The following is a 15,093-nucleotide window of genomic DNA, read 5'->3' on the forward strand; positions in this document are numbered from 1 at the left end:
CAAAGGAGTTGCTTCTGCTCCCGCCGATTATTCATTTTTTAGAGCGTGAGGCAAAAGTATTTCTTACTTTTGCCCCATGCTCTTTTTTCATGATTTGAGAGAATCCTGTGATTATTACAGATAGACATCAACAAGTCATCTAGATTTTTGGAATAGTAGTCAATAGCTGATTAAAATAAGCAAATAACGCGTTATTTACTGAACCTTTTAAAAATAGGGCTTAAGTTTGAGTGACAGTTTCCGTGCTATGTTATACTATATAAGTGAAGGAGGACGTAAATTGAAGGTATTATTATATTTTGAAAGTGAAAAAATGCTGGCAAAATCTGGTATCGGACGTGCACTTGACCATCAAAAACGTGCTCTAAAAGATGTAGGAGTTTCGTATACATTAGATAATAAGGAAGACTATGATATTTTGCACATCAATACATATGGTATCAATAGTCATAACATGGTTAATCAGGCGAGAAGAGATGGGAAAAAAATCGTTTATCATGCACACTCGACGGAAGAAGATTTCCGTAACTCGTTTATTGGCTCAAATCAATTGTCGCCCCTAGTCAAAAAATACTTAGTGGGATTATACAGTAAAGCGGATTACTTGATTACGCCCACTCCTTATTCAAAGCAATTATTGGAAGGCTATGGACTTACTGTACCGATTCAAGCAATTTCAAATGGAATCGATTTAGAAAAATATCGTCCTGATCCAATCAAGGAATTAAAATTCCGTGAACATTTTCAGCTTTCTGAAAATCAAAAAGTGATCATTTGTGTCGGGCTTTTCTTTGCCCGTAAAGGCATCATTGATTTTGTCGATATTGCTAAAAAAATGCCAGAATATACATTCATCTGGTTTGGACATGTGCCCATGTATTCGATCCCTAAAAATATTCGAAAAATTGTCAAAGAGGATCATCCTGACAATGTGATTTTTCCTGGATACATCAGCGGGGAGATTATTGAAGGGGCTTATTCTGGTGCAGATTTATTTTTCTTTCCTTCTTATGAAGAAACTGAAGGAATCGTCGTTTTAGAAGCACTAGCAAGCAAACAAAATGTTCTCGTACGAGACATTCCGGTGTATAATGGTTGGTTAGAAGACAGAAAAAATTGTTATATGGGAAATACGAATGATGAATTTTGCGAGATGATCAAAAGTATCATGGAAGAAGAAGTTCCTAGTTTGGTAGAAGCCGGGTATCAGACAGCCCAAGAGCGCAGTATCGAAAAAATTGGTGAGCAACTTCGAAATGTTTATCTGCAAGTACTTGATGAATAACATTAATCTAAAATAAAAACAGGGTAGTTTGGAGGCGAAAAAACATGAAAATTGGCTTTTTTACCGATACCTATTTTCCGCAGGTAAGCGGAGTTGCGACCTCAATAAAAACCTTAAAAGAAGAGCTAGAAAAAAATGGACATGAGGTATATATTTTTACAACGACTGATCCAAATGCTGATAAATTAGAAAAAGATGTGATCAGGATGCCAAGTGTGCCGTTTGTTTCATTTAAGGATCGTCGTGTAGTAGTGAGAGGAATGTGGTATGCCTATTTGGTAGCTAAAGAATTAGAATTGGAACTGATCCATACACACACAGAGTTTGGTGCTGGAATACTTGGGAAAATGGTCGCCAAGAAATTAAAAATACCTTTGATCCATACGTACCACACGATGTATGAGGACTACTTGCACTATATCGCAAAAGGTAAAGTGCTTCGCCAGTCCCATGTGAAGTATCTCTCACGGTTGTTCGCTAATCACACAACAGGTGTTGTTTGTCCAAGTGAGCGGGTAATCGACACGTTAAGAGGCTATGGTGTCGTGACACCATTACGTGTGATTCCAACGGGGATTGATATTGAAAAATTTAAGCGTGCCGATATCACGAATAAAGATATCGAAAAATTAAGGCAATCCTTGCACATCGAAAAGGATCAACTAATGATCCTCTCGTTGAGTCGGATTTCCTATGAAAAAAACATTCAAGCGTTAGTTTATGGATTGCCACAAATAATCAAAGCATATCCTAATGCACGCATGGTGATCGTTGGCAAAGGACCTTATCTGGAAGAGCTACAGGAATTGATTACTATGCTTGATTTGAGTGAATATGTCCAATTTACTGGAGAAGTGGCAAATGATGATGTTGCTTTATACTATAAAGCGGCGGATTTCTTTGTAAGTACATCAACTTCAGAAACACAAGGACTAACGTATACAGAAGCTATGGCTGCTGGGACACCTTGTGTTGTGGAAGGAAATGCTTACTTAAATCGCTTGTTTGACCATCCTTCTTTGGGTAGAACCTTTGAAACGGATCAGGATTTCGCACCAGCACTTATTGATTATATTAAAAGCGAAGTACCCCATGATCCACAAGTATTGGAATCGAAATTATATGAAATTTCTTCTACGCACTTTGGTGAAGCGATGATTGAATTTTATGAAGATATGATCGTCTATCATGCAAATGAATTACAAAGAAAAGAAGAAGCATCAATCGAAAGAATAAAAATAAAATTAAATTCGTTTAAACGATAAAAATCAGGCGTTTACTCTAAAAAAATCCTTGTTTCTGGCGTATACTAGCATAGAGACAAGGATTTTTGATTTTTAGGAGGTAAAGGATGAAAATTGGATTTATTGGTACCGGAGTAATGGGGAGTGCGATCGTGCGTCATCTGCTAGAAGCTGGGCATGAGTTGATTGTCTATAATCGAACAAAAGCAAAAGCAGATCAGCTTGTAAAAGAGGGAGCTGTTTGGGCAGACACGCCAAGAGATGTAGCTGCTACTAGTGAAGTCATCTTTTCGATGGTAGGCTATCCTCAAGATGTAGAAGAAATCTACTATGGGGATACTGGCATTTTTGCTACTGATGTGACGAAACGTGTCTTAGTCGATTTGACAACAAGTACACCGACTTTAGCAGAAAAAATTGCAAAAACTGCCAAAGAAAAAGGAGCAGCTGCGCTAGATGCTCCAGTATCTGGTGGAGATCTAGGTGCTAAAAATGCGACATTAACGATCATGGTCGGTGGAGAAAAAGAGGTATATGATAAAATTTTGCCACTATTTCAAGTCTTTGGAACGACCTTCACGCTTCATGGGTCAGCAGGTAAAGGGCAGCATACTAAAATGGCAAATCAGATCATGATCGCAGGAACAATGACAGGTATGACGGAAATGTTGGTTTATGCGGAAAAAGCCGATCTTGATCTAGAAAAAGTCATTGAAACACTTGGAGGGGGCAGCGCAGCCAATTGGTCATTAAGTAACTATTCTCCTCGCATCCTGAAAAACGATTATACACCTGGTTTCTTTGTCAAACATTTTATCAAAGATTTAAAAATTGCTTTGGATGAAGCAGAGAAACTTTCTTTAACATTGCCAGCGACGGACCAAGCGCTGAAATTATACGAACAGTTAGCTGATCAAGGTTTTGAAAATGATGGGACGCAGGCTTTGATTAAACTTTGGTGGCCTGATGGAAAGATACCAGAAAAAAAATCTTAAAAAACTCGATTTTTTAGAGAAAATCAATGCAAGTCGGCCATGCTTTTGATACAATATAACAGAAATAAGAAAAGGAGGACCTCCGATGGCACATTCACAATTGGTTGCAATCATTAAACGACTGGAGGCTATGGTCGAATCAGCAGATAATGAACTGCAAGTCCGTCGTTTTGAAAAAGAGGGCGCTGAAAAATGTACAGTAACTTATGATAAAGCGACTGAAACATTTGAATTAACTGAAACAGATTCACATCAACAATATGAATTTGACAATATCGATATCGTAGCAATGGAGATTTATGACTTGATTCAATAAGAGTTTGCTTGAGGACAAGGAGTTGGCCTCTGCTTATTTTTTAGAAGAATCAATACAAAGTACTTCTCTTCAAGCACTGATCTGTATTTTGTTTGCTAGATTTCGATCAGAATAGTAAGAGATAAAAAATAGAGAAGATTCCTAATCATTCATTTTAGGAATTCTTCTCTGTTTTTTTGACTCTAGACTCGTTTCTCTCTGAATTCTTCTATAGTAACTCATCAAGATAAGCACAGGGTCAATTTCGTCTTTTGATAATTGACGCTTTAATGCTAGTGTCTTTTCGCCTTTTTCATAATAAAAGTGAGGAGCCTCATCTGCTTTGGTAATCACTGTATCTGCAAGCTGTCCGTAACAGATCAAGTAGTGTTTTCGCCTAGTGTCATCTATTGCTAGAGGTAAGCTGAAAGATATTTCAGGTGTCCGCAAAAATTTTTTCTGCCCTTTTATCTTTTGGATAAAATAAGAGGTCAATTCGATCTCGCGTTGGAGCACTGCCGCTTTTTCAAAATTCAACTGTTGGATAAAGTGGTCTTGTCTAAGTTTTTGGTAAGTCAATAGTTTTTTATTTCTTCCTTGAAGCAGTCCTTGGATCTCTTTTTTCTTTTGCAGATAAGAAAGCTGTGCAACCTCTGGAAGTTGGGTCTGCAAAGCTAAGCGACTGATTTCGGAAAGCCAAGGCATTTGATAGGTTTCTTCAATGATCCTTAAAATGATCGGCATTTTCTTATATAATCGAAAAGGCCCATAAGTGTGAGCAAGTGGCACATCCGAAAGACTGAAGCCTTCGTCCGAAATATGTAAATAATTATAATTACTGAAATAATTCATTTGTCGGTTGTAAAAGGGGCGGTAATACTGAATCAGTTGGCACTCTAATAATAGAGCATCTAATTCTGTGTCTACCACGACAAAATCAAAATCATCGATATGATGGATCAGACGACGGACTTTTTTTGAATGTTGCTGATTTTTGTGAAAGTACGTACTTACGCGATTTTTTAATTTTTTTGCTTTTCCAACATAGATAACGGAACCTTCTTTATTTTTCATTAAATAAACACCGGGTAATAACGGCAGTTGTTTTACTTTTTCTTTCAAGAGCGTATCTCCTTTTTTTCAAAGCTACTATAGCAAATTTCAGGTATAGCGACAACTTTTAAGTTTAAATATAAATAAATCTATAAAAATACTTTGATAATCAAATTAATTTTATTTGTATATCTATTTAATAATAGCAATCGCAAATGCTGTTTTATCAACATTAATAAATTAGGAGAAGATTAAAAAAATATCATAAAATAAAAAATTCGTTTTTTAAGGTTGCATTTTGAAAAAAGTTAAGATATAGTTTGAACATCAAATGATTTGATAATCAAACTAATTAGTGGATGGTGGAACATGGAACCAGATTTAAAAACAGTGAATGATTATCTCGTTAGTGTGTTCAATGACATCTTGACAATCGAAGAATCAGAGTTGAAAAAATCTCAGTTTAAAGATTTATCGATCACAGAAATGCATACGATTGAGGCAATCGGGATGTATAAGAAAAAAACGACTTCAGAAGTAGCCAAAGAACTGTCGATTACTGTTGGGACCTTGACCACTGCTATCAATAAGTTAGTAAAAAAAGGCTATGTTGAACGCATCCGAAGTGACGATGACCGCCGCGTTGTAAAACTTGGGTTGACGAAAAAAGGGAAACTTTTGTATCGTGTCCACCAACATTTTCATCGAGAAATGGTCGAGAATATTTTGGATGGTATGGCTACGGAAGAACAACATGCTTTACTGGCTGCGTTGAAAAACTTGCATGATTTTTTGCGAGACTACAAGTGAGGATTTTTAATGGAACAATTTGGAACGATTACAGCAACCGCTAGTGTCCTTCCCGAAAAAATCATTACCAATGAGGATCTGTCTAAAATGATGGATACATCAGATGAATGGATCACATCTCGAACGGGTATTAGGCAAAGACGTTGTGTCACAGATCAAGAAACTTCTGATCTATGCTATTTGGTAGCAGAAAAATTACTGAAAAAAAGAAATACCGCTGCGAGCGAACTTGATTTTATCATTGTTGCAACCATGTCGCCGGATTATGCGACACCCTCTGTCGCTGTTCAGGTACAGGGGAAGATCGGTGCAATGACAGCTGTCGCATTTGATATCAGTGCAGCTTGCTCTGGATTTGTTTACGCATTGAGTCTAGCGGAAAAGCTGATTCGATGTGGCTCCAAAAAAGGTCTCGTCATCGGTGGTGAGACATTATCAAAATTAATTGATTGGTCTGACCGTACAACAGCTGTTTTGTTTGGAGATGGTGCAGGTGGTGTGTTGCTTGAAGCTGGAAACGAGCAAAAATTATTGTCTGAACACTTAGCTGCTGATGGTACGCGGGGGGCTTCACTTACTGCAGGCTATCATCACAATGCTTCGCCGATTTATACAGAAGGTTCAGAAGGTTCTTTCTATTTAAAGATGGTGGGAAGAGATATCTTTGATTTTGCTGTCAGAGACGTTGCGAAAAACATTAAAGTAATCATCAAAGATGAGCCAGTTGATTATCTGCTTTTGCATCAAGCAAATCTTAGGATCATTGAAAAGATTGCACGAAAAGTAAAAATACCGCAAGAAAAATTTCTGACAAATATGGATAAATACGGCAATACCTCTGCTGCAAGTATTCCAATCCTATTAGATGAAGCGGTAACTAGTGGAAGAATCACTTTAGGAAAAAAACAAAAAGTAGTATTTACAGGTTACGGTGGAGGTTTAACTTGGGGAAGCATCCTCATGGAGCTGTAAACTGATAAAACATAAAAAAATTGTAAACAATATCGGAGGAATATAGATTATGGTATTCGAAAAAATTCAAGAAATCATTGCTGAAGAATTAGGAAAAGAAACTGAAGAAATCAAATTAACAACAAATATCCAAGAAGACTTAGAAGCAGATAGCTTGGATTTATTCCAAATCATTAACGAGATCGAAGATGAATTTGATGTGAAGATCGAAACAGAAGACGGCATCAAAACCGTTCAAGATTTAGTAACTTATGTTGAAAATCAAACTGCATAATCATTGAGATTAGGTTGGGGGCTGGGACATTTCCTTTTATAGGATGTCTTGGTCTTTTTTACTAAATAGTCGCATCACTAATCCTAAAACTAATGGAGAAAATAAATGAAAACAGCATTTTTATTTAGTGGACAAGGCGCTCAATATCAAGGGATGGGGCAAGACCTCTACCATGAGCCAATCGTAAAAAAAACATTTGATGAAGCAAGCGAGATTTTAAGCTATGACATGGCGAAATTATGCTTTTCAGAAAATGAAAAATTGAATCAAACGATGTACACACAACCGGCAATTCTAACTGTTAGTATCGCTTATCAGCGCTTATTGAAGAAACATGGGATTTTTCCGCAAGCAGCTTTGGGACTTAGTCTAGGAGAATATTCTGCGTTAGTTGCAAGTGAGGCATTAGCATTTGCTGAAGCCGTTGCACTAGTAGCAAAAAGAGGTGCCTATATGACAGAAGCAGCTCCTGCTGGTAGTGGCAAGATGGTTGCTGTGATGAATGCACCTATCGAAGTCATTGAAAAATGCTGTGAAAAAGCACAAGAACTAGGTATCGTCTCACCAGCAAATTACAATACACCACAACAAATCGTGATCGGTGGAGAAGAACAGGCTGTGGATCAAGCAGTTGCTTTACTGCAAGAGCAAGGAATCAAACGAATGATCCCGTTGAATGTCAGTGGACCTTTCCATACTGCTATTTTAGCACCTGCTTCAGAGAAATTAGCAACAGAGTTAAAAAATATTGCGTTCGATGAACCCAAAATCCCAGTTATCAGTAATACAACAACCGAAGTAATGACAAAGGAACGCATACCGACTTTACTTGAACAGCAAGTGATGAAGCCGGTTCGTTTTTATGAAGGTATCCATCGGTTGAAAGATCAGGGGATCGAACGGGTCATTGAAGTTGGTCCTGGAAAAGTACTTAGTGGATTTATGAAAAAAATCGACAAATCGATCCCAGTTCTACGAGTCGAGAATCAAGCAACTTTTGAGGAAACAATGACAAGTATCGGAGGTATATCATGGAGCTAACAGGAAAAAATGTGTTTATCACAGGTAGTACTAGAGGAATCGGAGCAGCAGTAGCTATCGCTTTTGCAAAAAAAGGGGCAAATATCATCCTTAATGGACGAGGAGAGATCCCACCGAAAAAAATTTCAGAGATCAAAGCGTTAGGAGTAGAGTGCATTGGTGTTTCTGGAGACATTTCAGATTATGAAAAAGCTGGAATGATGATCACTGAAGCAGAGACGAAATTAGGTTCTGTCGACATATTGATCAATAATGCCGGGATCACAAATGACAAACTAGTGATGCGAATGACGGCTGAAGATTTCAAAAAATGTTTAGATATCAATTTGACAGGAACATTCAATATGACTCAGCACATTTTAAAGAAAATGATGAAAAAACGAGTTGGTGCAATCATCAACATATCAAGTGTTTCAGGATTGATTGGCAATGTCGGTCAAGCAAATTATGCAGCAAGCAAAGCTGGCGTAGTTGGTTTCACAAAGTCTGTTGCTCGAGAAGTGGCAACTAGGGGTATTACTTGTAACGCAATTGCTCCTGGATTTATTGCTACAGATATGACAGAAGTATTATCGGAAAAAGTCAAAGAACAAGTAGAAAAGCAGATCCCAATGCAACGTTTTGGACAGGTCGAAGATGTCGCAAATACAGCAATATTCTTGGCACAGAGTCCATACATTACTGGACAAGTCATCAATGTCGATGGTGGATTGGTCATGCACGGATAAACAAGGAGGAAATAAATCAATGAATCGAGTAGTAATCACTGGTTATGGTGTCACTTCACCAATCGGTAATGATGCCGAGAGCTTTTTAGAAAGTTTGCAAAAAGGAACAAATGGGATTGCACCCATTACAAAATTTGATGCCACGGAAACAGGCATCACTTTAGCAGGAGAGGTAAAAGATTTTCCTTATGATAAATATTTTGTAAAAAAAGATAGCAAACGTATGGATATGTTCTCGATTTATGGTATCTATGCAGCCTTAGAAGCAATGGGGATGAGCGGGTTAAATAAAAATGAAATCGACCAAGATCGTTTCGGAGTCATTGTTGGATCAGGGATCGGTGGCTTACCAACGATCGAAAATCAAGTTATCCGAATGCACGATAAGGGACCTCAACGAGTATCACCAATGTTTGTGCCGATGTCTATTGCCAACATGGCAGCCGGTAATATTGCCTTGCGTGTAGGTGCAAAAGGTATCTGTACAGCCATCGTAACAGCATGCGCAAGCGGAACCAATGCGATTGGAGAAGCTTTCCGCAACATCAAACATGGATATTCTGATGTCATCTTAGCAGGTGGAACGGAAGCAACGATTTGTGAAATGGGGATTGCTGGATTCGCAGCATTGACTGCTTTATCTCGTTCCACAGATCCGACTCGTGGTTCTATTCCATTTGATGAAGAACGAAATGGCTTTGTCATGGGTGAAGGTGCTGGTGTGTTAGTTATCGAATCTTTGGAACATGCACAAGCTCGTGGTGCTAAAATCTACGGAGAAATCGTAGGGTATGGTTCAAATTGTGATGCGTACCATATGACAGCTCCAACACCTGATGGCTCTGGTGCTTCAAAAGCAATGAAATTAGCGATGGCAGAAGCAGGTATCACTCCAGAAGAAGTTGGCTATATCAATGCACACGGTACAAGTACACCTGCGAATGATCAGGCAGAGGCAAATGCGATTCGCATTGCTTTGGGAGATAGTTTTAAAGAAACTTATGTCAGTAGCACAAAATCCATGACAGGACATCTATTAGGTGCTGCTGGAGGAATTGAAGCGGTAGCAACCTTGATGGCCCTTGAACACCAATTTATTCCACCGAATATCAATGTTCAAAAACAAGATCCAGAAATCGACTTGAATGTTGTGATCAATGAAAGCAAACCTGCAGAACTGACTTATGCGATGAGCAATTCTTTAGGCTTTGGTGGGCACAACGCAGTCTTGTGTATGAAACGTTGGGAGGAATAATGTTGAATATCAATGAAATCAAAGAATTAGTCAGCCAATTTGACGGATCTTCTCTTACAGAATTTGATCTTCGAGAAGGGCAATTCGAATTATACATGAATAAAAATGAATCAAGTCGCGGAATGTCATCTCCTACGTCAACAGTGGAAGTTCCCAACGATGTGATGGCTGAACCGGGTGTTCTATCTTCAACTAGACCTGAAGTTTCTAAAGAAACTACGCAAACAGCGACTGAATCATTTGATGGTATTGAAGTAAACTCTCCAATCGTTGGGATCGTTTATCTACAACCTGCACCAGATAAACCACAATTCAAATCAGTGGGCGATAAAGTAACAAAAGGTGAAGTGATTTGTATCATTGAAGCGATGAAACTGATGAATGAGATCACTAGTGAAGTGGATGGTCAGATCGTTGAGATCCTTGTAGAAAATGAAGCAATCGTAGAATATGGGCAACCACTCTTCAGAATTCAACCAAACTAAGTAAATCAGGAAAGAGGGACAACATGAACATTCAAGAAATCAAAGAAATTATTCCGCATCGTTATCCGATGTTACTGATTGATCGAGTAGAGGAAATGATTGAAGGAGAGCGGATCGTTGCCAAAAAAAATGTGACGATCAACGAACCATTTTTTCAAGGACATTTTCCGGAAGAACCTGTTATGCCAGGGGTTTTGATCGTAGAAGCGATGGCACAAGCTGGAGCAGTTGCTCTATTGTCTTTAGAACAGTTTAAAGGAAAAACGGCTTACTTTGGCGGCTTAGATAAAGCAAAATTTCGCCGTAAAGTAACACCAGGAGATACATTATACCTTGAAGTTGAAATCACTAAAATCAAATCTTCTGCAGGTATCGGAAAAGGAATCGCAAAAGTGGACGGCAAAAAAGTTGCTGAAGCTGAATTAACCTTTATGATTGGATAGGTGAGTTATGTTTTCAAAAGTTTTGATAGCGAATCGTGGTGAAATTGCCGTACGAATTATCCGTGCTTGTCGTGAGCTTGGGATTCAAACTGTTGCTGTGTATTCACAGGCAGATGCTGATGCGCTTCATACGCAACTTGCAGATGAGGCCATCTGCATAGGACCAGCTAAAGCGACTGATTCATATTTGAATGTGCAAGAAGTCTTAAGTGCTGCCATCGTGACAAAAGCAGAAGCAATACATCCTGGCTTCGGATTTTTGTCAGAAAATAGTCGGTTTGCTTCGATGTGTGAGGAATGCAATATTGCGTTTATAGGACCTAAAAGTGCCACGATCGATGCAATGGGAAATAAAATCAATGCACGTTATCTAATGCAAGAGGCAAATGTTCCCGTTATTCCCGGCAGTGACGGTGTAGTATCAACGGTGGAAGAAGCATTAGAAATTGCAGATAAGATTGGATATCCTGTCATGCTAAAAGCAGCAGCTGGCGGTGGTGGAAAAGGGATCCGAAAAGTTTTATCTAAAGAAGAATTACCACAGCATTTTTCTTCGGCCCAACAAGAAGCGGCAGCAGCTTTTGGAAATGATGAGATGTATCTAGAAAAAATCATTTATCCAGCAAGACATATCGAAGTACAAATATTAGGGGATCATTACGGGAATGTCCTACATTTAGGTGAAAGGGATTGTTCTTTACAACGAAACAATCAAAAAGTGTTAGAAGAATCTCCATCCGTCGCTATTTCTCAAAGTAAGAGAGACAACTTAGGCGCTGCTGCAGTTCGTGCAGCTAAAGCGGTGAATTACGAAAATGCAGGAACGATTGAATTCTTGATGGACGAATCTGGGGAATTTTATTTCATGGAGATGAATACAAGAATCCAAGTTGAACATCCTGTAACAGAAATGGTCACTAATATTGATCTAGTAAAAAAACAGATCGAGATTGCTTCTGGATGTCCATTAGAAATCACGCAAGATGAGGTGATTTTCTCTGGTCATGCGATTGAATGTCGGATCAATGCTGAAAATCCGGCGTTTCATTTTGCGCCTTCCCCTGGTACGATCCACAATCTGTTATTACCAGCAGGAGGAATGGGGCTTCGTGTCGATAGTGCTGTGTATTCTGGTTACACGATCCCTCCTTATTATGATTCAATGATCGCAAAAGTGATCGTTCATGGCGATACACGCTTTGAAGCACTGATGAAGATGCAACGTGCCCTCAGCGAAATCGTGACAGATGGGGTTGTTACAAATGCTGAATTCCAGATGGATCTGATCAGTCATCCAGCGGTCATCGCTGGAGACTACAGCACTGCTTTTTTACAAGAAGAATTTTTACCGAATTGGTCAGCCGAAACGGAGATAGGAGACGAGTAGATGGCTTTGTTCAAGAAGAAAAAATACATTCGAATCAATCCCAATAGAGAAGAAAAGCCAACGAATGCTCCGTCTATTCCAGACAATATGTGGGCGAAATGTCCAAACTGTAAGCATATCATTTATACAAAAGATATTGGTGAGGAAAAAATCTGTCCTCATTGTGACTATAATTTTCGCATCAGTGCCTGGCAAAGACTTGCATTGATCATTGATGAGAAAAGTTTAGAGGAATGGGATACGGGACTGATTACGAAAGATCCGTTAGCATTTCCTGGTTATCAAGAAAAAATTCATAAAATGCAAGAAAAGACGGGTTTGCATGAGGCTGTACTTACAGGTAAAGCAACGATTAACGGTCTAAGTTTTGCTGTCGGTGTCATGGACTCCAATTTCATCATGGGAAGCATGGGCACAGTGGTCGGTGAAAAAATCACACGATTATTTGAACGAGCAGAAAAGGAGCAGTTACCAGTTGTTTTATTTACAGCTTCGGGAGGAGCTAGAATGCAGGAAGGTATTTTTTCTTTGATGCAGATGGCAAAAATCTCCGCAGCTGTGAAACGACACAGCAACGCTGGTTTGTTTTATTTGACTGTACTGACTGATCCAACTACTGGTGGTGTAACAGCAAGTTTTGCTATGGAAGGTGACGTCATCATAGCGGAACCACAAAGTTTGATTGGTTTCGCGGGTAGACGTGTGATCCAGCAGACGATCAAACAAGAACTTCCTGATGATTTTCAAAAAGCTGAATTTTTACTGGCACACGGTTTTGTGGATGAAATCGTTCCAAGAAAAGAACTGAAGAAGACGATACATGAATTGCTTGAATTGCATACGCAGAAAGGTTGGATAAATCGTGGATAGAACAGCACATGAAATTGTTCAACTGGCACGCGAAAAAGATCGTTGGACAAGTCTGGATTTTTTTGAAAATATTTTTGAAGGGTTTCGAGAATTTCATGGTGATCGATTATTTGGGGATGATGAAGCGATTGTCGGGGGCGTGGCTAAATTGGACGGAAAACCTGTGACAGTGATCGGCATCCAAAAAGGGCGAGATCTACAAGAAAACATCCGTAGAAATTTTGGCTCTCCTCATCCGGAAGGATATCGTAAAGCTTTACGCTTAATGAAACAAGCAGAGAAGTTCAAAAGACCAGTGATTACATTAATCAATACAGCCGGGGCTTATTGTGGGATCGGTGCGGAAGAACGTGGTGAAGGTGAAGCAATTGCACGGAATTTACTAGAGATGTCGGATCTAAAAGTACCAATCATTGCTATTATCATTGGTGAAGGAGGTAGTGGAGGTGCGTTAGCACTTGGACTAGCAGATGAAGTATGGATGTTGGAACAAACAATCTATGCTGTTTTGTCTCCTGAAGGGTTTGCCTCGATTTTATGGAAAGATGGTAGTCGTGCAGCTGAAGCAGCTGAATTGATGAAAGTTGCGGCTACCGAACTGCTTGATTTAGAGGTGATCGATCATGTGATCCCTGAAACCTTCAATGGTGAACCGTTAAGTAAAGAAAAAGTTAGTCGAATGATGCAAAAAGCATTGATTGAAAAACTAACTGAACTATGCCAAACTTCCGTAGAAGAATTGGTTGAAAGACGTTACCAACGTTTCCGAAAATTTTAATGGATAAATCAATGAAAAACATGTACGTTCTCTTTTTGCTAAAGAGAACGTACATGCTCTTTTATTTGTTTTGATTATTTTGCTAATTCATCAATAGAAAATGTTTTTGTTTCAATTGGCTCACCCTTGTCTGCAGCACTTCTACCCGTAATATTGTAAGTATTTCTTACTAATTCTGTTGCTTGACGTACAGTATAAGTTGCTTTACCTAGGTTACGATCCACCACAGGGTTTGTTTGGATTTTATATTGGTTACGGATGTTGGAAGTAAAAGGTGCATAACGACTAAGGTCCATTCCATTAAGATAAGACTCGTCCGCTGCACTAGGGAAACGCGTGATTAATCTATCATATTCTTTCATTGCTTGACCCATAGGCAACCCCTCTACATCTAATTGAGACTGAACGTATTTGTAGGGCACAGCTCCATAAGCATTATAATCTAATTCAGCACTCCCAGTAAATGATTCCCGTTTGATTCCCCATTCAACTAAGTAAATTTGATTAGGGGCTAACTCAATTGAATCTTCCACTGTATGAAATGTTAGTTGAGTATTAACAATGTGTGGATCTATAGATGAGTAATCAAACTCAGCTTTAACGTTCATTTTTCCAGTACTTAAAGGAACGGTAATCTCTCCTCCTACTACTTTTGGAATTCCAGCCACTTGTGAGCTTATTGTGGTAACCACATTATCTGCGGTATACTGAAATGCGGGGATGTCTTGACTTTGGCTATGATTGCCGTTATTAACGAAAATTTGGCTATCTAGTACAGCATATTCTGTTTTTGAAGCAGTTATATCATCATTTATAGTTACTTTTTCTCTAAGATTCACCGCAGGATCATGTTGGCCATTCATCCCTACATATTCTGGCCAACTAATTTCTTGATTCAAATACATTAAGTGAGATAGCTTATGAGAAAATCCTCTAAATTCAGCGAGTGTCCGTGCTTGAACAGAAGAAAATACTGGGGTTGTCTGAGCAATTTCTTGGGAAGAAGTTGTTTCCTCTAAATTTTGATCTATAGCGCTCACGGGTGTAGTTGCTAAAATAGTTGATGCCAAAATAGCTGTTACTCCTAGTAAATTGATTGTTTTCATATAAATACTCCTTTTTTATAGTATAGTTTGTTCTGATGAAGCCTTTTTATAAATGAAAATAAAATTATTGTT

The 15,093-nt window shown here is 38.7% G+C and carries 17 protein-coding genes; 15 read left to right on the forward strand and 2 right to left on the reverse strand.

The window, feature by feature from the left end; translation table 11 throughout:
* Positions 1–280 precede the first annotated feature (280 nt).
* The 4 genes from DVW83_RS04495 (at position 281) to DVW83_RS04510 (ending at position 3,840) form a co-directional block, all read left to right on the forward strand.
* Positions 281–1,285 carry a glycosyltransferase family 4 protein gene (locus DVW83_RS04495; protein ID WP_005876302.1) on the forward strand — a complete coding sequence of 335 codons (1,005 nt, stop codon included), beginning with the start codon at positions 281–283 and terminating at the stop codon, positions 1,283–1,285.
* A gap of 44 nt (positions 1,286–1,329) precedes the next feature.
* On the forward strand, positions 1,330–2,550 hold the full coding sequence (locus DVW83_RS04500) for a glycosyltransferase family 4 protein (RefSeq protein WP_104661231.1): 1,221 nt from the start codon (positions 1,330–1,332) through the stop codon (positions 2,548–2,550).
* 86 nt (positions 2,551–2,636) lie between these two features.
* Positions 2,637–3,524, forward strand: a complete 888-nt coding sequence (locus tag DVW83_RS04505) for an NAD(P)-dependent oxidoreductase (RefSeq protein WP_104661232.1) — start codon at positions 2,637–2,639, stop codon at positions 3,522–3,524.
* 85 nt (positions 3,525–3,609) lie between these two features.
* The gene (locus tag DVW83_RS04510; protein WP_005876296.1) at positions 3,610–3,840 is read left to right on the forward strand and encodes a YkuJ family protein; all 231 of its coding nucleotides are present in this window, start codon (positions 3,610–3,612) and stop codon (positions 3,838–3,840) included.
* Positions 3,841–3,981: 141 nt separating this feature from the next.
* Here the strand turns inward: DVW83_RS04510 and DVW83_RS04515 are convergent, their stop codons facing one another.
* On the reverse strand, positions 3,982–4,893 hold the full coding sequence (locus DVW83_RS04515) for a GIY-YIG nuclease family protein (RefSeq protein WP_174784255.1): 912 nt from the start codon (positions 4,891–4,893) through the stop codon (positions 3,982–3,984).
* 348 nt (positions 4,894–5,241) lie between these two features.
* Here DVW83_RS04515 and fabT point away from each other — a divergent pair, with 348 nt between their 5' ends.
* The 11 genes from fabT to DVW83_RS04570 all read left to right on the forward strand — a co-directional run bounded on the left by fabT (position 5,242) and on the right by DVW83_RS04570 (position 13,915).
* Entirely contained in the window at positions 5,242–5,682 is a 441-nt protein-coding gene (gene fabT / locus DVW83_RS04520; RefSeq protein ID WP_104661234.1) for a fatty acid biosynthesis transcriptional regulator FabT, read from the forward strand.
* 9 nt (positions 5,683–5,691) lie between these two features.
* Positions 5,692–6,654 (forward strand): beta-ketoacyl-ACP synthase III, encoded by a 963-nt coding sequence (locus DVW83_RS04525; protein WP_104661235.1) that lies wholly within the window; start codon positions 5,692–5,694, stop codon positions 6,652–6,654.
* Positions 6,655–6,703: 49 nt separating this feature from the next.
* Positions 6,704–6,928, forward strand: coding sequence for an acyl carrier protein (locus DVW83_RS04530; RefSeq protein ID WP_104661236.1), 225 nt, complete (start codon positions 6,704–6,706; stop codon positions 6,926–6,928).
* Between the two features lie 105 nt (positions 6,929–7,033).
* Positions 7,034–7,969, forward strand: coding sequence for an ACP S-malonyltransferase (fabD, locus tag DVW83_RS04535; RefSeq protein WP_104661237.1), 936 nt, complete (start codon positions 7,034–7,036; stop codon positions 7,967–7,969).
* Positions 7,960–8,697 carry a 3-oxoacyl-[acyl-carrier-protein] reductase gene (gene fabG / locus DVW83_RS04540; protein ID WP_104661238.1) on the forward strand — a complete coding sequence of 246 codons (738 nt, stop codon included), beginning with the start codon at positions 7,960–7,962 and terminating at the stop codon, positions 8,695–8,697. Before fabD ends, fabG begins: the two co-directional genes overlap by 10 nt.
* Positions 8,698–8,716: 19 nt before the next feature.
* On the forward strand, positions 8,717–9,952 hold the full coding sequence (fabF, locus tag DVW83_RS04545) for a beta-ketoacyl-ACP synthase II (protein WP_104661239.1): 1,236 nt from the start codon (positions 8,717–8,719) through the stop codon (positions 9,950–9,952).
* Between the two features lie 2 nt (positions 9,953–9,954).
* Positions 9,955–10,437 carry an acetyl-CoA carboxylase biotin carboxyl carrier protein gene (gene accB / locus DVW83_RS04550; protein ID WP_174784254.1) on the forward strand — a complete coding sequence of 161 codons (483 nt, stop codon included), beginning with the start codon at positions 9,955–9,957 and terminating at the stop codon, positions 10,435–10,437.
* Between the two features lie 23 nt (positions 10,438–10,460).
* A complete protein-coding gene (gene fabZ / locus DVW83_RS04555; RefSeq protein WP_005876277.1) occupies positions 10,461–10,880 on the forward strand; it encodes a 3-hydroxyacyl-ACP dehydratase FabZ in 420 nt (139 codons plus the stop codon).
* 7 nt (positions 10,881–10,887) lie between these two features.
* Positions 10,888–12,267 (forward strand): acetyl-CoA carboxylase biotin carboxylase subunit, encoded by a 1,380-nt coding sequence (locus tag DVW83_RS04560; protein ID WP_104661241.1) that lies wholly within the window; start codon positions 10,888–10,890, stop codon positions 12,265–12,267.
* Positions 12,268–13,137: an acetyl-CoA carboxylase, carboxyltransferase subunit beta gene (gene accD / locus DVW83_RS04565; RefSeq protein ID WP_104661242.1), complete on the forward strand. Its 870-nt coding sequence runs from the start codon at positions 12,268–12,270 to the stop codon at positions 13,135–13,137.
* Positions 13,130–13,915 carry an acetyl-CoA carboxylase carboxyl transferase subunit alpha gene (locus DVW83_RS04570; protein WP_104661243.1) on the forward strand — a complete coding sequence of 262 codons (786 nt, stop codon included), beginning with the start codon at positions 13,130–13,132 and terminating at the stop codon, positions 13,913–13,915. Before accD ends, DVW83_RS04570 begins: the two co-directional genes overlap by 8 nt.
* 74 nt (positions 13,916–13,989) lie before the next feature.
* Here the strand turns inward: DVW83_RS04570 and DVW83_RS04575 are convergent, their stop codons facing one another.
* Positions 13,990–15,021, reverse strand: a complete 1,032-nt coding sequence (locus tag DVW83_RS04575; RefSeq protein WP_104661244.1) for a hypothetical protein — start codon at positions 15,019–15,021, stop codon at positions 13,990–13,992.
* Positions 15,022–15,093: the final 72 nt, after the last annotated feature.

The organism is Enterococcus sp. VV15 (assembly GCF_005236045.1).
GTDB classification, from domain to species: domain Bacteria; phylum Bacillota; class Bacilli; order Lactobacillales; family Enterococcaceae; genus Enterococcus_B; species Enterococcus_B durans.